The 17,665-nt window shown below is 73.2% G+C and carries 17 protein-coding genes and 1 other RNA gene; 9 read left to right on the top strand and 9 right to left on the bottom strand.

Annotation, left to right across the window (positions count from 1 at the left end):
- Window positions 1–88 precede the first annotated feature (88 nt).
- From H5V45_RS21345 to H5V45_RS21335, 3 genes are read left to right on the top strand one after another with little or no spacing between them, the layout of a single operon-like run.
- Entirely contained in the window at window positions 89–1,207 is a 1,119-nt protein-coding gene (locus H5V45_RS21345; RefSeq protein WP_185255087.1) for a Nif3-like dinuclear metal center hexameric protein, read from the top strand.
- 40 nt (window positions 1,208–1,247) lie between these two features.
- Entirely contained in the window at window positions 1,248–1,991 is a 744-nt protein-coding gene (locus tag H5V45_RS21340; RefSeq protein ID WP_425491476.1) for a zinc ribbon domain-containing protein, read from the top strand.
- Window positions 1,988–3,190 carry a bifunctional RNase H/acid phosphatase gene (locus tag H5V45_RS21335; RefSeq protein ID WP_185255086.1) on the top strand — a complete coding sequence of 401 codons (1,203 nt, stop codon included), beginning with the start codon at window positions 1,988–1,990 and terminating at the stop codon, window positions 3,188–3,190. The genes H5V45_RS21340 and H5V45_RS21335 overlap by 4 nt, the downstream gene beginning before the upstream one ends.
- An 18-nt stretch (window positions 3,191–3,208) precedes the next feature.
- On the opposite strand, the gene yaaA is transcribed toward H5V45_RS21335, so the two are convergent.
- Window positions 3,209–3,997 (bottom strand): peroxide stress protein YaaA, encoded by a 789-nt coding sequence (gene yaaA, locus H5V45_RS21330; RefSeq protein WP_185255085.1) that lies wholly within the window; start codon window positions 3,995–3,997, stop codon window positions 3,209–3,211.
- 22 nt (window positions 3,998–4,019) lie between these two features.
- Between yaaA and H5V45_RS21325 the strand changes: the two genes are divergently transcribed.
- Window positions 4,020–5,468 carry an RNB domain-containing ribonuclease gene (locus H5V45_RS21325; protein WP_185255084.1) on the top strand — a complete coding sequence of 483 codons (1,449 nt, stop codon included), beginning with the start codon at window positions 4,020–4,022 and terminating at the stop codon, window positions 5,466–5,468.
- Here the strand turns inward: H5V45_RS21325 and H5V45_RS21320 are convergent.
- Complete coding sequence (locus tag H5V45_RS21320) at window positions 5,465–6,925, bottom strand: hypothetical protein (protein WP_185255083.1); 1,461 nt, start codon at window positions 6,923–6,925, stop codon at window positions 5,465–5,467. The two genes, H5V45_RS21325 and H5V45_RS21320, sit on opposite strands and share 4 nt — an antisense overlap.
- Before the next feature lie 83 nt (window positions 6,926–7,008).
- On the bottom strand, window positions 7,009–7,899 hold the full coding sequence (locus H5V45_RS21315) for a DUF559 domain-containing protein (RefSeq protein WP_185255082.1): 891 nt from the start codon (window positions 7,897–7,899) through the stop codon (window positions 7,009–7,011).
- A 160-nt stretch (window positions 7,900–8,059) separates the two neighbouring features.
- Between H5V45_RS21315 and H5V45_RS21310 the strand changes: the two genes are divergently transcribed.
- On the top strand, window positions 8,060–8,671 hold the full coding sequence (locus tag H5V45_RS21310) for a DUF1684 domain-containing protein (protein ID WP_185255081.1): 612 nt from the start codon (window positions 8,060–8,062) through the stop codon (window positions 8,669–8,671).
- A gap of 71 nt (window positions 8,672–8,742) precedes the next feature.
- Window positions 8,743–9,447, top strand: coding sequence for a VOC family protein (locus tag H5V45_RS21305; protein ID WP_185255080.1), 705 nt, complete (start codon window positions 8,743–8,745; stop codon window positions 9,445–9,447).
- A gap of 4 nt (window positions 9,448–9,451) precedes the next feature.
- On the opposite strand, the gene H5V45_RS21300 is transcribed toward H5V45_RS21305, so the two are convergent.
- Window positions 9,452–10,906 (bottom strand): MFS transporter, encoded by a 1,455-nt coding sequence (locus tag H5V45_RS21300; RefSeq protein WP_185255079.1) that lies wholly within the window; start codon window positions 10,904–10,906, stop codon window positions 9,452–9,454.
- Window positions 10,907–11,045: 139 nt separating this feature from the next.
- Between H5V45_RS21300 and H5V45_RS21295 the strand changes: the two genes are divergently transcribed.
- On the top strand, window positions 11,046–11,771 hold the full coding sequence (locus H5V45_RS21295; protein ID WP_246416632.1) for a TetR/AcrR family transcriptional regulator: 726 nt from the start codon (window positions 11,046–11,048) through the stop codon (window positions 11,769–11,771).
- 611 nt (window positions 11,772–12,382) lie between these two features.
- A complete protein-coding gene (locus tag H5V45_RS21290) occupies window positions 12,383–12,919 on the top strand; it encodes a hypothetical protein (RefSeq protein WP_185255077.1) in 537 nt (178 codons plus the stop codon).
- A 47-nt stretch (window positions 12,920–12,966) separates the two neighbouring features.
- Here the strand turns inward: H5V45_RS21290 and H5V45_RS21285 are convergent, their stop codons facing one another.
- Complete coding sequence (locus tag H5V45_RS21285; protein ID WP_221634676.1) at window positions 12,967–13,179, bottom strand: hypothetical protein; 213 nt, start codon at window positions 13,177–13,179, stop codon at window positions 12,967–12,969.
- Between the two features lie 127 nt (window positions 13,180–13,306).
- Window positions 13,307–13,705, bottom strand: an RNA gene (rnpB, locus tag H5V45_RS21280) — RNase P RNA component class A.
- Between the two features lie 59 nt (window positions 13,706–13,764).
- Between rnpB and H5V45_RS21275 the strand changes: the two genes are divergently transcribed.
- Window positions 13,765–14,214, top strand: coding sequence for a tetratricopeptide repeat protein (locus tag H5V45_RS21275; protein ID WP_221634675.1), 450 nt, complete (start codon window positions 13,765–13,767; stop codon window positions 14,212–14,214).
- 6 nt (window positions 14,215–14,220) lie between these two features.
- Here H5V45_RS21275 and H5V45_RS21270 read toward each other — a convergent pair whose 3' ends face one another.
- The 3 genes from H5V45_RS21270 to H5V45_RS21260 are packed head-to-tail and all read right to left on the bottom strand — an operon-like array spanning window position 14,221 to window position 17,629.
- Complete coding sequence (locus tag H5V45_RS21270; protein WP_185255075.1) at window positions 14,221–15,060, bottom strand: transglutaminase family protein; 840 nt, start codon at window positions 15,058–15,060, stop codon at window positions 14,221–14,223.
- On the bottom strand, window positions 15,060–15,986 hold the full coding sequence (locus H5V45_RS21265) for an alpha-E domain-containing protein (RefSeq protein WP_185255074.1): 927 nt from the start codon (window positions 15,984–15,986) through the stop codon (window positions 15,060–15,062). The genes H5V45_RS21270 and H5V45_RS21265 overlap by 1 nt, the downstream gene beginning before the upstream one ends.
- On the bottom strand, window positions 15,980–17,629 hold the full coding sequence (locus H5V45_RS21260) for a circularly permuted type 2 ATP-grasp protein (protein WP_185255073.1): 1,650 nt from the start codon (window positions 17,627–17,629) through the stop codon (window positions 15,980–15,982). The genes H5V45_RS21265 and H5V45_RS21260 overlap by 7 nt, the downstream gene beginning before the upstream one ends.
- Window positions 17,630–17,665 lie beyond the last annotated feature (36 nt).

Genomic DNA, 17,665 nt, shown 5'->3' with positions numbered 1-17,665 from the left:
AGGCGCCGACCCGGCGTACCGGATCTGCAGATGCGCCGACTCGGCGGTCGGGGATCTGCAGATGCGCCGACTCGACTAATCTCCGGGCATGCCGAACCTGCGTGAGCTCGTCGACCTGCTGCACGGGTGGTACCCACCGGGGACGGCGGACGGCTGGGACGCGGTCGGGCTGGTGCACGGGGACCCGGAGGCGCCGGTCCGCAAGGTGATGTTCGCCGTCGACCCGACGATCGAGGTCGCCCGCGAGGCGGTCGCGTGGGGCGCCGACCTGCTGGTCGTGCACCACCCGCTGTTCCTCAAGCCCGTGCACGGCTTCGCCGCGACGACGCCCAAGGGCCGCACGCTGGCGGTGCTGGCGGGGGCCGGGTGCGCGCTGCTCACCGCCCACACCAACGCCGACCGGGCGCTGGGCGGGGTGTCGGAGGCGCTCGCGACCGCCCTCGGCGTGACCGGGCTGGCGCCGGTCGCGCCGGCCTGGGACGAGCCGCTCGACCACATCTCGGTCTACGTGCCGCGGGAGCAGGCCGAGGAGCTGCGCCAGGTGCTGGCGACGGCCGGCGCCGGGCGGATCGGCGACTACGAGCACGCGTCGTTCTCGATCCCCGGCGAGGGCCGCTTCCGCCCGCTCGAGGGGGCCAACCCGACGATCGGCGAGATCGGGCGGCCCGAGGTGGTCGACGAGGCCCGCATCGAGGCGGTGCTGCCGCGGAGCCTGCGCGACCGGGTGGTGGCGGCCGTGCTGGCGGCACATCCCTACGAGGAGCCGGCGTACGGCGTCATGGAGCTCGCCGACCCCGGGACGTCCCCGACGGGCGCCGGGCGGATCGGCGACGTCGAGGAGACGACGCTGCGCGCCTTCGCCGCGACCGTCGCCGCGGCCCTGCCCGCGACCGCGCAGGGCGTGCGGGTCGCGGGCGACCCGGACCGCGTCGTACGACGGGTGGCGGTGTGCGGCGGGGCGGGCGACTTCCTGCTCGACGACGTGCTCCGGAGCGGGGCCGACGTCTACGTCACCAGCGACCTGCGGCACCACCCGGCGGGGGAGTTCCTGGAGAAGGACGGCCCGGCGCTGGTGGACGTGGCGCACTGGGCGGCGGAGTCGACCTGGCTCCCGCTGGTGCAGGCGCGGCTGACCGCGGCGCTGGGCGATACGGTGGAGTCCCGCGTCAGCACCACGTGCACCGATCCGTGGAGCTTCCGCGCCTGATCCGCACCCATCTGAACAGTGTCACCACCGAGGAGTCCCGCTGAAAGCCGATCCCGCCGCCCAACTGAAGCTGCTCGACGTCCAGGCGCTCGACGCCCGGGCCGACCTGCTGCGCCACCAGCTGGACAGCCTCCCCGAGCTCGAGGAGATCGCCGCGCTGCAGGCGACCCGCACCGAGCTCGTCGACCAGGCCCGTGACGCGCGGATCGTGGTCGACGACCTGACGGTCGAGCAGAAGAAGGTCGACGCGGACGTCGAGCAGGTCAAGGCCCGGCGCAAGCGGGACCAGGACCGCATCGACCAGGGCCTGATCAGCAACCCCAAGGACATCGAGCGGATGCAGCACGAGATGGTCTCGCTCGAGCGGCGGATCACCTCGCTCGAGGACGACGAGCTCGAGATCATGGCGAGCGTCGAGGACGCCCAGCGCACCCTCGACTCGCTCGCGGCCCAGCAGTCGGCGACCGACGAGCGGCTGGCCGTGCTGCTCGCCTCGCGCGACGAGAAGGGCGTCGACATCGAGGCCGAGCTCGCGCGCCTGGTCGACCAGCGGGCGACCGAGGTCGAGGGACTGCCCGAGGACCTGCTCGCGCTCTACGACAAGCTCCGGAGCAACCGCCGGGGCGTCGGGGCGGCCGAGCTGCGCCAGCGCCGTTGCACCGGCTGCCAGCTGACGATCGACCCGGCCGAGCTCGAGAAGATCCGCAAGTCGCCCGAGGACCTGGTCGTGCGCTGCGAGGAGTGCTCGCGCATCCTGGTCCGCTCGCCCGAGTCAGGCCTGTGAGCGCGGACCAGCACCAGCGGGTCCTGATCGAGGCCGACGGCGGCTCGCGCGGCAACCCCGGCCCGGCGGCGTACGGCGTGGTGCTGACCGACGCCGACACCGGCGCCGTGATCGCGGAGGAGGGCACCACGATCGGCGTGGCGACGAACAACGTCGCGGAGTACTCCGGCCTCGTGGCCGGGCTGCGGCTCGCCGAGGAGCACGCCCCGCGCGCCGAGATCGAGGTCCGGATGGACTCGAAGCTCGTCGTCGAGCAGATGTCCGGGCGCTGGCGGGTCAAGCAGCCGCACCTGCAGCCGCTCGTGGAGGAGGCGCACCAGCTGGCGCCGGCCGGCACGACCTACACCTGGGTCCCGCGCGAGCAGAACACGCACGCCGACCGGCTCGCCAACGAGGCGCTGGACGGGCGCCGGAGCGGCGTCACGCTGGCGGCGGACGACGTCGAGTCCCTCATCGAGGAGATCGAGAGCCCGGCCCCTGCCTCCGACGCGGCACCGGCGCCGGCCCGCGGCTGGGCGGCCTCGAGCGGGACGCCGACGACCATCATCCTGCTGCGGCACGGCGTCACGCCGCACACGCTCGAGAAGCGCTTCTCGGGCGGGCTGGCGAGCTCGAACCCCGGGCTCAGCGACGAGGGCCGCGACCAGGTCCGCGCGGCGGCCGAGTGGCTCGCGCCGCTCGCCGAGCGGATCGACGCGGTCATCGCGTCGCCCGTGCGCCGCACCCTGGAGTCCGCGGAGATCGTGGCGGCCGTGCTCGGCAAGAGCATCGAGGTGGAGCCCGGCTTCGCCGAGATGGAGTTCGGCACCTGGGACGGGATGACCTTCGCCGAGGTGGCCGAGCGGGACGGCGACGACCTCGACGCCTGGCTCGGCTCGCTGGACGTGTCGCCCGGCGGCGGCGAGTCGTTCCTCGTCGTCGAGGAGCGGGTGCTGGCCGGCCTGCAGCGGGTGCTCGACGCCCACGCCGGCCAGACGGTCGTGGTCGTCAGCCACGTGACGCCGATCAAGACGCTGGTCGCCCACGCGGTGCAGGCCCCGCTGGGGTCGGTCTTCCGGATGGAGCTCGCGCCCGCGTCGGTCTCGGTCGTCTCGTTCTTCACCGGCGGCCGCGACGGCACCGAGCAGCGCGCCTCGATGCGGATGTTCAACGCGCTACCGCCGGGCAACGACGCCTTCTCCGGCGCGGTGCGCTGGTAGCCGCGCGGTCGCGCCCGCTCAGACCTCGGTGACCACGACGTCGAGCTGGGTGCCCTTCGGCGTGGGCGCGCCCACCTCGACCTTCCAGCCGAGGTCGGTCAGCAGGTCGGCGAGCCGTCCGGGCGAGCGCGGGTTGCCGCCGTCCTCGAGCAGCGCGCGCACGATGCGCCCCTTGGTGGCCTTGTTGAAGTGGCTCACGACCTGCCGCTTGCCGCCCACCTCGTGCAGCACCCGCACCGTCGCCACGCGTCGCGCGACGTCGGCCGGGGGGCGCCAGAACGCGGCGTACATCGTCGACCGGAGGTCGACCAGCAGCCCGTCGCCGACCGCCTCGGACACGGCGGGCCCGAGCGCCTCGCGCCAGACCCCGGCGACCGGGCCGAGGCCGGGGAGGGTGGCGTCGCCGGAGAGGCGGTACGCCGGGATCCGGTCCGCCGGCCGCACCAGCCCGAAGAGCGACGAGGTGACCGCGAGGCGGGTCCCGGCGCGCCGCTTGGCCGCGGCGGACAGCGTCGCGGCGCCGAGCGCGTCGTAGAGCACGCCGGTGTAGACCCGGTCGGCCCGCGCCGTGGGAGCCGTGCGCAGGGAGGCGTCGAGCGCCACGAGGTCGAGCTGGGTCGGCCCGAGCCCCAGGGTGCTCGCGGCGCCCTCCGGGTCGCTCGCGCACAGGTCGACGAGGGCGTCGAGGACCCGTCCGCGGGCCTCGCTCACGCCGGGCACCCCGGCGAAGCTCAGGCCGGCCAGGTCCAGCGGGGCGCCGCGGCGGGCGGCGTACTTGCCCTCGCTCGGCGGGAGCACGATCAGCATGCGGCAAGGCTAAGGTCTGGTCATGCCGAGCAATCGAGTGGTGCACGTCCGGTCCACCGGCGACGGTGTCGCCGCCCAGAGCCTGCGCGAGGGGATCGCGCGGATCCAGGAGGAGCTCGGCGTGACGCCGGACTTCCCGGCGGACGTCGAGCAGGCCGCCGAGGCCGCGGCCGCGGCGCCGCGACTGCCCGACCTGGACCGCACCGACATCCCGTTCGTGACCGTCGACCCCGCCTCCTCGCGCGACCTCGACCAGGCGCTGCACCTCGAGCGCGACGGGGAGGGGTACGTCGTGCACTACGCGATCGCGGACGTGGCGGCGTTCGTCGAGCCGGACGGGCCGATCGACCAGGAGGCGCACCGGCGCGGCGAGACGCTCTACGGCGCCGACTCACGGATCCCGCTGCACCCGCCGGTGCTCTCGGAGGGCGCGGCCTCGCTGCTGCCCGACGAGGTCCGCCCGGCACTGCTGTGGACGATCAAGGTGGACGCCCGCGGCGAGCGGACCGACGTCCACGTCGAGCGGGCGCGGGTGCGCTCGACGGCCAAGCTCGACTACGTCGGCGTGCAGAAGATGGTCGACGAAGGCACCGCGTCGGAGTCCCTGATGCTGCTCAAGGAGGTCGGCGAGCTGCGGATCGCCCGGGAGGCGGCGCGGGGCGGCATCTCGCTGCCGCTGCCCGAGCAGGAGATCGACGTGCAGGGCGACCAGTGGGAGCTCGAGTTCCGCCAGCTGCTGCCGGCCGAGCAGTGGAACGCCCAGATGTCGTTGCTGACCGGCTTCGCCGCCGCGTCGCTGATGGTCTACGCCCGGGTCGGGCTGCTGCGCACCCTGCCGTCTCCGGACCCGCGCGACGTCCAGCGCCTGCACCGCGTGGCGCGCGGCCTGGGGATCGAGTGGCCGGCCGAGCAGCTCTACCCCGACTTCATCCGGGCCCTCGACGCCTCGAAGCCGGCGCACGCCGCGATGATCGAGGCGTGCACCCGCCTGCTGCGCGGCAGCGGGTACGTCGCCTTCGACGGCGAGGTCCCCGCGGACCCGCGGCACGCCGGACTGGCCTCGGAGTACGCCCACGTCACCGCGCCGCTGCGGCGCCTCGGCGACCGGTACGCCGGGGAGATCTGCGTCGCGCTCTGCGCCGACACCGAGGTGCCGGCCTGGGTCACGGCCACGCTGCACGACCTGCCGAAGGTCCTGCAGGACTCGGCCCGTCGCGGCCACCAGTACGAGAACGCCGTCCTCGACCTGGTCGAGGCCGGGCTGCTCAGCACCCACGTCGGCGAGACCTTCCACGGCGTCGTCACCGACGTGTCGGACGACAAGCCCACCCACGGCACCGTCGTGATCCAGGAGCCCGCGGTCGAGGGGCCGCTCTCGTCGACGGGTGACCTGCCGCTCGGCCAGGACGTCGAGGTCCGCCTCGTCACCGCCGACGTCGCGACCCGGAAGGTGGCCTTCGAGCTCGCCTAGGTGCCGGTGCGGGGGTCGCCGCCCGTGCGGCGGGCGCGGTAGACCTCGAGCCCGTCCACGTCGGCCACCTCGCGGTAGTGCTCGGCCAGCGCGACCTGCCCGTCGGACGGCGTGATGCCCCAGCCGGCCAGGTCGCTGCGCGTCAGCACCCAGGTCGGCCGGCCCGGCGCGTCGAGGACGGCGGTGAGGTCGGTCAGGTCGGGGTCACGGACCCGGACCGGGAGGCTCCAGAGCTCGTCGTACGGGCTGCTCAGGCCGGCGGCCTGCAGGATGTCGGGGTGGCCGAACGCGACCACCGCGGTGTCGCCGGGGTGGGCGTGCGCGGCGAGCCAGTCGGCGGCGGGCGGGGCCGGCCACGGGTGCAGCGCCAGGGTGCCCATCGCGACGGCGGTGACGGCGGCGGCGTACGCCACGAGCACCCGCGACCAGACGGTGGCGGCGTGCGAGCGTGCGGCGACCAGGCCGACGTAGAGCACGGTGCCGGGGACCAGGCAGACCAGGTAGTGCAGCCAGTAGCTGCCGCCGGCCACCACCGAGACCAGCTCCCAGCCGAGCAGGACGAGGGCGGGCCAGGCGGCGGGGCCGGCGGGGCGTCCGGTGGTGGTGGAGGGGCGCGTACGACGGCCGAGGACCGCGAGCCCGACGACGAGCACGGGGACGCCGCTGACGGCGAGGGCGACCAGGAGGTGGCCCAGCCGGGCGCTGGTCGTCCCGGTCGCCGAGGTCCCGATGACCCGGCTCGCGTCGATCCGGAAGAGCACCAGCGCGTCCCAGAGTGCCGCGGGCCCGGTGCCGCGCAGGGCGGCGCCGGCGAGGACGGGCGCGGCCAGCAGCACGGCACCGGCAGCGAGGGCGGCGAGGTGACGGAGCGCCTCGGCGGGCCGGCGCCGGGGGAGCCAGGCCAGGATCGCCGGGCCGGCGAGGACGAGGACGTCGACCTCGTTCTGCTTGACCAGGACCGCTGCGGCGCCGGCGGCGCCGGCGAGGAGCAGCCACCGGAGGGGGCGGGCCGAGGCCCGGGCCGTGAGCAGCGCGACGATCCCGGTCAGGACGAAGGGGACGGCGAGCAGCTCGGCGTTCACCTCCGGCGAGCTGCCGACCAGCGGGGAGACGAGCAGGGCGGCCGCGAGGGCCGCGGTCAGCGGCCCGCCGCGCGGCCGCAGGAGTGCGCCGACCCGCCCGGCGAGCAGCACCGCGACGACCACCGCGACCGTGCCGAGGAGACGAAGCGCCAGGGCATCCCCGACGAGGTGTCCCGCCGCGTGGGCGAGCGCGAACAGCGCGAGCAGGAGCGGTGGCCGGTCGACCCAGTAGGCGCCGTACAGCGAGTGGCCCGGGCCCCACTGCGCCGCCACCATCAGCAGCCCACCCTCGTCCGGCGACAGGGGAGAGCGCACGAACGGCAGCCGGGCGAGGGCGGCCAGCAGCGCCAGCGCGGGCACCACGAGCCGTCTCATGCTCCGATCGTGCGGCGGTCCACCTGCCCGGAACGTGACTGCGTGGGCGGCCGCACGGGCAGGAATCCGGCGGGCGCGCCGGCTCAGGCGGGGACGTCGTACGCCGTCCCGACTTCTTCCTGTCGGCCGGGCCGCATCAGCTCGTCGAGCACCCAGCGGACGTACGCCGGCTGCAGCATCACCTGCTCCCACGTGAACCGCAGCACCCGCCAGCCCGCGAGCACGAGCGCGTTGTAGCGGGCGCAGTCGCGGGTGTGCGCCTCCTTGCCGGTGTGCCAGGTCCAGGAGTCGGCCTCGAGCACGACCCGTCGCCCCCGGCAGACCAGGTCCGGCCGGACCTCGCCCGTCGCCAGGGCGATCCGCTGCTGTGGGACGACGCCCAGCCCGGCTTCCACGCAGGCACCGCGCAGCACCGACTCGAACGGGTTGGCCGCCCGTCCGTCGGCCGCCTCGAGGACCCGCCGCACCGCCGCTGCCCCGGCGCCGCGCACCGAGTCGGCGAGGGCGTCGAGCCCGGCCCGTGTCACCCGGCCGGACCGGAGCGCCGAGTCCACGACGGCCAGCGCCTCGTCGAAGGGCAGCCGTCGCGCGCAGTCCAGGCAGGTCCGCAGCGGCGAGGTCACGCCGTCGACGACGTCCTCGGGCCGCAGGTCCAGCCAGAGCACCCGAACTCCGACTCGTCGCTCGGCCGCGATCCGGCGTCGCGCCCCGATCGCCACCTCCGGCACCGGTGGCACGGTCTTCACGGCCCAGCCGTGGTGCAGCGCCGCGCTGCGGAGCGCCACGACCCCCGCCAGCTCGGCCGCGAGGACGCGCGCCTCGTCGGCCGCCGGCAACGCGTACCCGCCCCGCGCCACCCGCACCACCTCGCCGTGGCGCAGCGCGGTGCGCAACCGGCGGCGCGTGGTGAGCGCGAGCACGGCGCGGGTCCCGGCGACGCCGCCGAGCTGGGTGAGTGCCGCCACCGGGTCCATCAACCCAGCCTTCCCCCTTCGCGTCGCGTCTGCGCCGTCTCTCCACAGGCCCCACGGACAGGACGAACCCGGCCCGCGCGACCCGCTCACGCGGGGGCGTCGCACGCCGCAGACACTTCCTCCTGTCGGTGCGGCCGCCCCACCTGACAGGGTGGGGAGCGTGACCACGTCCCGGACCTCCGCCCTGACCCTCGCCGACTGGCGCACCCGCGTGGCCGACCTCTACGCCGCGGTCCGCGCCGAGTCCGACCCCGCCGAGGGCCACCGGCTCTGGGTGGCGGGCCGCTCCGAACTGTTCGCCCACCACCCGCAGAGCCCCACCGCGCACGTGCCGGAGCTGCGCGAGCACGGAGTGCAGTACTGGCCCTACGACCCGGCCCTCCGATTCGAGGTCCCGGTCCTCGAGGCCGAGCCCGACGAGCGCGACGTCGACGGCGGTGACGACGGCTCCGTGACGATGCAGCGCATCGGCCGGGTCGAGCTGCCGGCGCCGGTCGGCGGGTCCCTGGACGTCTGGTGGCTGCACCAGTACGCCGGCGGCCTGTTCGTGCCGCTGCGTGACGGGACCGCGGGGTCGGGCAGCTACGGCGCCGGGCGCTACCTGCTCGACACCATCAAGGGCGCCTGGCTCGGTGGCGACGAGGAACACCTGGTCCTCGACCTGAACTTCGCCTACCACCCGTCCTGCCGCTACGACGACCGCTGGCGCTGCCCGCTGGCCCCGCTCGGCAACACCGTCGAGGCGCGCGTGGAGGCGGGCGAGCGGCTGTAGCGGTCGTGGCGTCCGCCGCCAGGGGGAAAGTCGGGTGCGCGGAGTGGCAGGGCCACCTACCGTCGGCAGGCATGACCCTGCGCCTGCTCGCCCTGGCCGTCGACGCGCACGACCCCGCCCGGCTGGCGGCCTTCTGGGCCGAGGTGCTGGGACGCGAGGTCGTCGACGACGGGCGCGGGCTGCTGCTGCCGGGCACCGCGACCCAGGTCGGGCTCCGGTTCGTCGCGAGCACGTCAGAGCGGGTGGGCCAGAACCGTGTCCACCTGCACCTGACCAGTGAGGCGCTCGGCGACCAGCGCCGGACGGTCGACCGGCTGGTCGCGCTCGGGGGCCGGGAGACGGACGTGGGGCAGCTGCCCGACGAGGACCACGTCGTGGTGGCCGACCCCGAGGGCAACGAGCTCTGCGTGATCGAGGCGGGCAACTCCTACCTCGCCGGCTGCGGCTTCCTCGGCGAGCTCGCCTGCGACGGGACCCGCGAGGTCGGGCTGTTCTGGGCGGCGGCGCTTGACTGGCCGCTGGTCTGGGACCAGGACGAGGAGACCGCGGTGCAGTCCCCGGCCGGCGGCACCAAGGTCGCCTGGGGCGGTCCGCCGCTGGCTCCGCGGCACGGCCGGGACCGGCAGCGGTTCGACCTGGTCGCCGACGGCGTGTCGGCCGAGGTCGAGCGGCTCGTCGGGCTCGGAGCCACCCGGCTCGAGGCGCCGGACGCCCGCGGCGAGGTCGTGGCGCTGGCCGACCCCGACGGGAACGAGTTCGCGCTGTCGCCGGCCTGAGCGGTCAGTGCGGCTCGTCGACCGAGCGCGAGTCGGTCAGGGTGAGGGCACCCCAGCCGGCGACCACCCCGACGATGACGGCGAGCACGGCGAAGGTGACGCGCTCACCGTGGAAGAACGAGGCGACCAGGTCGCTGCTCCACACGCCGGCGGGGAGCGTCGTCGTGACCAGCGCCGCGACCAGCGTGCCGACCAGGGCGGTGCCGACGCTGGTGCCGACCTCCTGCGCGGTGTCGTTGAGCGCGGCGCCCACGGAGGTCCGGTTGGCGGGCATGGCGTCGACGAGGGCCACGGCGCAGATGGTCATCACGGTGCGCAGGCCGACCGTCATCACGACGATGCCGGCGGCGATCGCGGGGTAGCCGTGGCCGACGCCCCAGGCGAGGCCCGCCAGAGCGCCGGCCATCAGGGCCGCGCCGACGAGGCAGGCGATCCGGTGGCCGAACCGCTTGCCCAGGCCCTCCGACACCGGCGTCGCGAGGACCATGGTGAGGATGAGGGGGAGGTTGGCCAGACCGGCCCGCATCGGGCTCCAGCCGTAGGCGTACTGGAAGTGCAGGATCAGGCCGAACATCACGCCGGCCATCGCGATCGACGTGCCGACCTGGGCGATGGCCGCGCCGCGGACCGTGCCACTGGCGAAGAGGCCGAGGTCCAGCATCGGCTCGTCCGTACGGCGCTCGTGCCGGACGAACGCCCCGAGGGCGAGCAGCGCACCGAGCGCCGAGCCGAGGGTCGCGGGAGACCCCCAGCCGTGCTCGACGCCGCTGGTCAGCGTGTAGCAGGCGAACCCGATCGCGAGGATGCTGAACGCCGCGCCCGGCAGGTCCAGCCGGTCGGACGTGAGGTCCTCGGGCCGGTCGGCCGGCACCCCGAGGCGGACGCCCGCCCAGGCGACGAGGGCGATCGGGGCGTTGACGGCGAGCAGCCACTCCCACCCGACGTGCGCGAGCGCGGTGCCACCGAGCACCGGACCGAGGATGAAGCCGCTCATGCCGACCGTGATCATCAGCGTCATCGCCCGCATCCGCAGCGCCTGGTCGTCGAAGAGGCGGAAGACCAGCGAGTTGGTGATCGGGGCCATCGCGGCCGCGGCGAGCCCGAGGGCCGCGCGCAGGGCGATGAGCTCGCCGGGGCTGTGCACCAGCACGACCGCGAGGCTGATCAGACCGAAGGCGGTGAGGCCGACGAGCAGCACCCGGCGGCGGCCGACGCGGTCGGCCATCGAGCCGGCGGTCAGGAGCAGGCCGCCGAACGTGAGCGAGTAGGCGCCCGTCACCCACTGGAGTGCGGTCGTGCCGCCGCCGAGGTCACGCCCGATGGTCGGGAGCGCGATGGTGAGCAGGGTGTTGTCCACCATCTCGACGAAGAACGCCAGGCAGAGGGCGAACAGGGGGACCCACGCCGCCCGGAGGGAGAGGTACGTCCGGGCCTGTGCGGGCTGGATGAGGGCAGTCATGGGAGGCACCTCCTGGTGCGGGAGCGCCCGATCCGCGGATCGAACGATGTACGAGTATCGTACGATGTTCGAGACGATAGAACGTTGTTCGATGATCGCGCAAGACGACGACCGGCACCGAGGTGATGGAATGGCGCACATGGCAGGCACGGCACCGCGACGGACCCGGACCCGGACGAGCCCGGAGCGCGACGGCCGGCGCCGCGCCACCCACTCCCTGGAGGCGGTGATCGGCGAGGCGGTGGCGCTGCTCGACGAGGCCGGCGACTCGGCCCTGACCTTCCGGGCCCTGGCCGCGCGGCTCGGCGGCGGGGCCGCGAGCATCTACTGGTACGTCGCCAACAAGGACGAGCTGCTCGACCGCGCGAGCGACCACGTCCTGGTCGGGGTGCTCGCCGACACCGAGCGCCTGGTCGACGCCGAGGACCCGATCGACGGCCTCCGGTCGATGGCGATCACGCTCTTCGACGCGATCGCGGCCCGCCCCTGGCTCGCGGCGTACTTCATGCGCGACACGGGCGTGCAGCCCAACGCCCTGGCGCTCTACGAGCGGCTGGGGCAGCAGGTGCTGCGGCTGGGGCTCACGCCGCGGCAGAGCTTCCACGCGGTCTCCGCGCTGCTCGGCTTCGTCATCGGGATCGCGGCCGACCTGGGGCAGCAGCCGCCGCAGGAGGTCGCCGACGGCACCGTGGGGCGCGAGGAGTACCTCGGTCGCTTCGTGCAGCAGTGGCGCGACCTCGACGCCGCCGAGTTCCCCTTCCTCCACCACGTCGTCGACGAGTTCGAGGGGCACGACGACACCGAGCAGTTCCGCGCCGGGCTCGACCTGCTCCTCGCCGGGCTGAAGCTGCAGGCCGGGCGCTGAGCAGGGCGGCACCCTGCGGAGGGGCGAATGGGCTGGCCTGTAGGCCGGGGAATGGCCTCACGTGATCCCTGATCGTTGAAAAACGATGGCAAATCGCGCTGACCTGCACAGAAGCCACTCGCGACCGTTGAGCGGCGATGACCGTTTGTGAACATTCTGCGGACTCTCTGCGGACTGATGAGCCCCCTCCGCGTGTGGCGCGCGCATCACACGCGCCCTGTCTCCGAGCGGCCTCCTTCCGAGGCAGGCGAAGCGGGTATCCAAGGACCCACCGCGCGGCGTGGATGCGGACGGGCAAGTTCCTGTTTTTCGGCACAGATTCGGCTCGGCTGACGTACCGTCCTCTACCGCGCCGCTAACGGAACAACTCGACGATTGGTCAAACGATGAAGATGTGCCCGCAAGGCCACCAGAACGAGGACACGGCCGCATTTTGCAGTACGTGCGGACAGCCCTTGGCCGATAGTTCCGAGAGCGCCCCGGCGGCGCCCGTCCAAGCGCCCGCCGCGCCAGCCCCGGTTCTGCCACCGGCCCCATATGGCGCGGGGGCGACATCGTCGCCCAATGTGGCGCCGCAAAGTGCTCCGGCGCAGTTGAACACGAAGCTTTTGGTGATCGGGCTGGCGGTAGTTGTCCTCGTAGCAGGGATCGGCATCGCTGCGACCCTCCTGCTTGGTGCAAATAGCGGAGATGAGAAGGCTAGCGGGGACACTCTCCGTGGCACTGCCATCCTGTTCGATCCGGACGGGTCGGTCGAGGGTTCCTGGGACGACTGCAAGGGCACAGGAGGGTACTCGGACTTCGGCGAGGGCATGCGCCTATCGGTTAAAGGGAAGTCAGACGAGATCGTTGGTACGGGGAATGTTGTCAACGTGACGGAGGCGAACCTCGAGGACGTAGTCCGCGCGGATTGGGGGTCGAACGCCATCGGTCTGACTGAGAAGGAAGACCTGGCGGCTGCCGTTGATGAACTCCGCGACTTCTTGGAGTCGGGCGAAGGACTTTTGTGCCTTCTCTACTTCGAGGCGGACATTGAGCCGTCCACGTATTACTCGGTCGAACTTGCCGATCGCGGGGACCTCAGCTACTCCCAAGATGAGTTGAGGAAGAAAGAGTTCGCGGTGGGGTTCTCGTTGGGTGACTTCTGACTCTGGCTCGGTGCTCCGGCTGGTTTCGCGATACCTGCCCCGCGGCGTCATTGTGTGCGCTTGCGGTAGCGGTTGAGGACAAACGTCTCAGGCAGCGACCAGCCGGTGAAGCCTCCCGCGACAGTGAACGGTCCTGCGGTGTTTCCGACCTGTCCGGGGTTGGCCAGGAGTCGTGCGGTCGCGGTAGTGATCACTGCGGCCACGTCGTCGAATGGGTCGGCCCCGTCGAAGCCTCGGTCTCGGGTGTAGCTGCGGGCCATCGCGGTGACGATGGTGACGTGTTCCCCGGCCAGGGCGACAGTCGCACTGTCGCTCCGACCTAGGAAGTTTGCTACGTCCTGCCCGGTAACCATGCTCAGGCCGGGAAGCAGATGAGAGGGGGTGTGGCGAATGGGCTGGCCTGTAGGCCGGGTTCTGTCCCCGGCGAGCCGGGGGGCGACCATCCATCTACGACTGCCGTTGCCGACAGCCTCCAGCGGTCTACCCGCGCACTCGGGCGAGCAGCCCTCGGACGTGCGCGCGTCCGATGCCCGAAGGCGCCGGACTTCTTGACCTTGCTCCAGGTGGGGTTTGCCGAGCCGATCCGGTCACCCGGATCGCTGGTGGGCTCTTACTCCACCGTTTCACCCTTACCTCCCGGCCGGAGCCGGGCGGCGGTCTGTTCTCTGTGGCACTGTCCCGCGGGTTGCCCCGGGTGGGGGTTACCCACCACCTCGCTCTGTGGAGCCCGGACCTTCCTCGGCACCGCACCCGGGGGTACGGCGACGCGGTCGCCCGGCCAGCCCATTCGCACGCGAAGCGTAGCGTGAGGACCGCGGAATCCCGACCGGGCGAGGAGCGTTGACATGGACATGTACGACGACAGCACCCCCGTGACCGCGCCACCGGTCGTCTTCCCCGGCCAGCGCGGCCCCGAGACGGCGTACCGCGCCGCCCACGACCTGCTCAGCCGGCGCGCCCCGCGCGAGGCCCTCGAGCTGCTGGAGCCCGCGCTCGAGAAGGAGCCCGGCAACACCGGGCTGCGGGCGCTGCGGGCCTGGGCCTACCTCATCGGCGCGCGGTTGACCCGCGCCGAGGACGAGCTCCGGGCGCTGGTCGAGGAGAACCCGGACGACGACTGGGCGCGGCACGCGCTCGGCCGCAGCCTCGAGCGCCAGTCCCGCCTGAAGGAGGCGCTGCCGCACCTGCGGCTGGCCGCCGCGATGACCGGCGACCCCGAGCACGAGCTCGCCGTCCTGCGTGTGGAGCGCCGGATGGCCGAGCGCGGCGAGAAGGGCTTCGACGACCTCGTCTGAGCCCGCTCAGCCCAGCCGGGTGACCTCCACGTCGACGCTCATCGTGGACGTGGCCGTGCCGGAGTAGATCCCGGCGAGCGGCTTGACGTCCTCGTAGTCGCGACCGGTGGCCACGACGACGTACCGGTCGCACGGCTCGTGGTGGTTGGTCGGGTCGAAGGGGTGCCAGCCGTGGTCCCACCACTCCACCCAGGCGTGCGACTCGGCGCGGACGGTCTCGCCGACGCGCGGTGCCGGCTGCGGGTGGAAGTAGCCGGACACGTAGCGCGCCGGGATGCCCAGCGTGCGCAGCCCGCCGAGGACCAGGTGGACCATGTCCTGGCAGACGCCGGAGCGCTGCTGCCAGACCTCGGCGGCGTTGGACTTCACGTCGGTGGAGCCGGGGATGTACTCGACCTCGTCGTGCACCAACGCGCAGATCTCGCGGGCCGCGTCGCCGGGCAGGGCGGCGGCCTCGCCGATCGCACGGACCCGGGTGGCGAAGTCGGCCGGGGGAGCGACCAGCTCCGGGAGGGTGAGGTACTCCGTCCACCGGTCCGCGACCTCGCGCTCGGCCAGCTCCTCCCAGCCGATCGCCGCGGGCGGCGTCGGCGGGCGGTTGGTCTGGACGGTGGAGTTCGCGGTCACGACCATCGCCTCGTGCGGGTCGAGCACCTGGAAGGCCGTCACCGCCGTCCCGAAGTAGTCGCGGTAGCTGTAGGTCCACGGCTTCGGCGTGATCTCCAGCCGGGTGTGGACGGCGATCTGCTCCGGCGTGGTCTGCGGCGTCATCCGCGCCGTGTTGTACGACGCGACCGCCTTGCCGTCGTACTCGAACGACGTCGTGTGCACGATCCTGAGTTGCATCAGAGAACTCCCTGCCAGGTCAGGTGCTCCGCACCCGCGAAGTAGCGCCGGGTCACGGCCTCGGTCGCCTGCGCGCAGGTGCGCTGCAGGCGCTCCATCTCGTGGGGGAGGTCCGCGACGACGTCGTTGAGCGAGCGGTACTCGAGCTCGGCGCGCATCCGGCCGAGCAGCCGCTGCGCCTCGTTCTGGAAGCCGGCGCGCTGGCCGCCCGAGTCGAGGTTGTCGAGGCACAGCTCCGCGCGGTTGAGCGCGAAGACCACCGACCGCGGGAAGAGCCGGTCGAGCAGCAGGAACTCGGCGGCCCCGCGCTCGGTCTCCAGGCCTCGGTAGGTCCGCAGGAAGGCCTCGTAGGCGCCGCACGCCCGCAGGGTGCTGGTCCACGGGGCCCCGGTGTTGGCCGAGACCGCCGCCGTCGCGACCAGGCGCGAGGTCATGTCGGCGCGCTCCACGCAGCGGCCGAGCATCATGAACTGCCAGCCCTCGTCACGGGTCATCGTGGCGTCGGCGGTGCCGTTGATGAGGGCCGCCCGCTCGCGCACCCACTGGAAGATCCCGGGGGGTCGCATGCCGTGGAAGACGCCGGAGGGCAGGGCGCGGTAGGTCGTGTTGATGGCCTCCCACATCGGCACCGACAGCGTCTCGCGGGCGCGGCGGGCACTCTCGCGGGCGGCCGCCAGCGCCGAGGCGATCGAGACGGGGGAGTCGAGGTTGTAGGCCAGCTGGTCGAGCACCAGGGAGGTGTCCACGTGGTCGGGCTGGTCCTCGACGCCCATGATCGAGAGCAGCGCCCGGCAGGTCGCCTCCTCCTCGATGGTGGCGTCCTCGAGCAGCAGCTGGACCTGCACGTCGAGGATGCGGGCGGTGTCCTCCGCGCGCTCGACGTAGCGGCCGATCCAGAACATCGACTCGGCGATCCGGCTCAGCATGCGTGGTCTCCGTCCGTGGGCGTCTCGACTGGCTCGACGAACGAGCGGCTCGCTCCCTGCTGCTGCTGGTCCTGCTGCTGGCTCATCTCGCTCAGCGCGGTGCCGGCCGGCTGCGCCGGCGGGATGGGTACGTCGGGGGATGGCTGGGACCCGGGGTCGGGCGCGGCCTCGGCCTCGTCGACGGGCTCGGGCACCGCGGCCTTGCCCCCGGTCGGGCCGGCGAGCACCCAGGTGTCCTTGGAGCCGCCACCGCGCGAGGAGTTCACGATGAGCTCGCCCTCGGCGAGGGCGACGCGGGTCAGGCCGCCGGGCAGCACCCAGACGCGGTTGCCGTCGTTGACGGCGAACGGCCGCAGGTCGACGTGCCGCGGTCCGAGCCGCCCGTCGACGAAGGTCGGTACGGTGGAGAGCTGGACGACGGGCTGGGCGATCCAGGAGCGCGGGTCGGCGAGCACCTTGGTGCGCAGCTCGTCGAGCTCCGCCCTCGTGGCCCGGGGGCCGATCACGATGCCCTTGCCGCCGGAGCCGTCGACCGGCTTGAGGACGAGCTCGTCGAGCCGGTCGAGCACCTCCTCGCGGGCCTCGGCGTCCCCGAGCCGCCAGGTGTCGACGTTCTTGAGCACCGGCTCCTCGTGGAGGTAGTAGCGGATCAGGTCCGGCAGGTAGGTGTAGACGAGCTTGTCGTCGGCGACGCCGTTGCCGACCGCGTTGGCGAGGGTCACGTTGCCGGCGCGGGCCGCGTCGATCATGCCGGGGCAGCCGAGCACCGAGTCGGCGCGGAAGTGCACCGGGTCGAGGAACTCGTCGTCGATGCGGCGGTAGATCACGTGCACCGGCTCGAGACCCTTGGTGGTCCGCATCATCACGCGGCCGCGCTGGCACTCGAGGTCGCGGCCCTCGACGAGCTCCACGCCCATGGTCCGGGCCAGCAGCGCGTGCTCGAAGTAGGCGCCGTTGTAGACGCCGGGCGTCAGCACCACCACGGTCGGGTCGACCACACCGGCCGGAGCCGCGGCGCGCAGCGCGGTCAGCAGCCGCTGGGGGTAGCCCGCGACGGGGCGGATCCGGTGCTCGGCGATCGTCTCGGGCAACGCCGCCGAGATCGCGCGCCGGTTGGTCATCACGTAGGACACTCCGGACGGCACCCGGACGTTGTCCTCGAGGACGCGGAACTCGCCGGCGTTGTCGCGGATCAGGTCGATGCCGGACACGTGCACGCGGACGCCGTTCGGGGGCCGGACGTTGGCGGCCTCGCGGTGGTAGTGCGACGACGTGGCGATCACCTGGCGCGGGATCACGCCGTCGTCGAAGACCTGCCCGGCGTCGTACACGTCGGCGAGGAAGGCCTCGAGCGTGCGCACCCGCTGCTGGACGCCGGCGTCGATCTGCGACCAGGTGTCCATCTCGATGACGCGCGGGAGGATGTCGAGCGGGAACGCCCGCTCCTCGCCGCCGATGTCGAAGGTCACGCCCTGGTCGAGGTAGCTGGCCTGCAGGGCCTCCACGCGGCTCACCAGGTCTGGCGTGGTCATCGTCTGCAGGGAGCTGCGGAGACGGAGGTACGGCGAGCGCAGGTCGTCGCCGTCGAACATCTCGTCGTAGGCCGGTCCCCGGGAGCCGTAGCCCTCGAACATCGCGTTCATGTCCGTGACCCTACAAAGAACGTGTTGCAGCGGGGT

The sequence above is a fragment of the Nocardioides luti genome, from assembly GCF_014212315.1.
Lineage (GTDB): Bacteria > Actinomycetota > Actinomycetes > Propionibacteriales > Nocardioidaceae > Nocardioides > Nocardioides luti.
Note: the sequence above shows the minus strand (reverse complement) of the source record. Positions and strands in the feature narration are given on the sequence as shown.

What these genes read in the sequence shown, in the direction of transcription:
- H5V45_RS21265 (WP_185255074.1), bottom strand. Translation starts at nt 15,986, where the DNA reads ATGCTGAGCCGGATCGCCGAGTCGATGTTCTGGATCGGCCGCTACGTC.
- H5V45_RS21325 (WP_185255084.1), top strand. Translation starts at nt 4,020, where the DNA reads ATGCCGAGCAATCGAGTGGTGCACGTCCGGTCCACCGGCGACGGTGTC.
- H5V45_RS21320 (WP_185255083.1), bottom strand. Translation starts at nt 6,925, where the DNA reads ATGAGACGGCTCGTGGTGCCCGCGCTGGCGCTGCTGGCCGCCCTCGCC.
- H5V45_RS21295 (WP_246416632.1), top strand. Translation starts at nt 11,046, where the DNA reads ATGGCAGGCACGGCACCGCGACGGACCCGGACCCGGACGAGCCCGGAG.
- H5V45_RS21260 (WP_185255073.1), bottom strand. Translation starts at nt 17,629, where the DNA reads ATGAACGCGATGTTCGAGGGCTACGGCTCCCGGGGACCGGCCTACGAC.
- H5V45_RS21345 (WP_185255087.1), top strand. Translation starts at nt 89, where the DNA reads ATGCCGAACCTGCGTGAGCTCGTCGACCTGCTGCACGGGTGGTACCCA.
- H5V45_RS21315 (WP_185255082.1), bottom strand. Translation starts at nt 7,899, where the DNA reads ATGGACCCGGTGGCGGCACTCACCCAGCTCGGCGGCGTCGCCGGGACC.
- yaaA (WP_185255085.1), bottom strand. Translation starts at nt 3,997, where the DNA reads ATGCTGATCGTGCTCCCGCCGAGCGAGGGCAAGTACGCCGCCCGCCGC.
- H5V45_RS21275 (WP_221634675.1), top strand. Translation starts at nt 13,765, where the DNA reads ATGGACATGTACGACGACAGCACCCCCGTGACCGCGCCACCGGTCGTC.
- H5V45_RS21270 (WP_185255075.1), bottom strand. Translation starts at nt 15,060, where the DNA reads ATGCAACTCAGGATCGTGCACACGACGTCGTTCGAGTACGACGGCAAG.
- H5V45_RS21285 (WP_221634676.1), bottom strand. Translation starts at nt 13,179, where the DNA reads ATGGCCCGCAGCTACACCCGAGACCGAGGCTTCGACGGGGCCGACCCA.
- H5V45_RS21300 (WP_185255079.1), bottom strand. Translation starts at nt 10,906, where the DNA reads ATGACTGCCCTCATCCAGCCCGCACAGGCCCGGACGTACCTCTCCCTC.
- H5V45_RS21305 (WP_185255080.1), top strand. Translation starts at nt 8,743, where the DNA reads ATGACCCTGCGCCTGCTCGCCCTGGCCGTCGACGCGCACGACCCCGCC.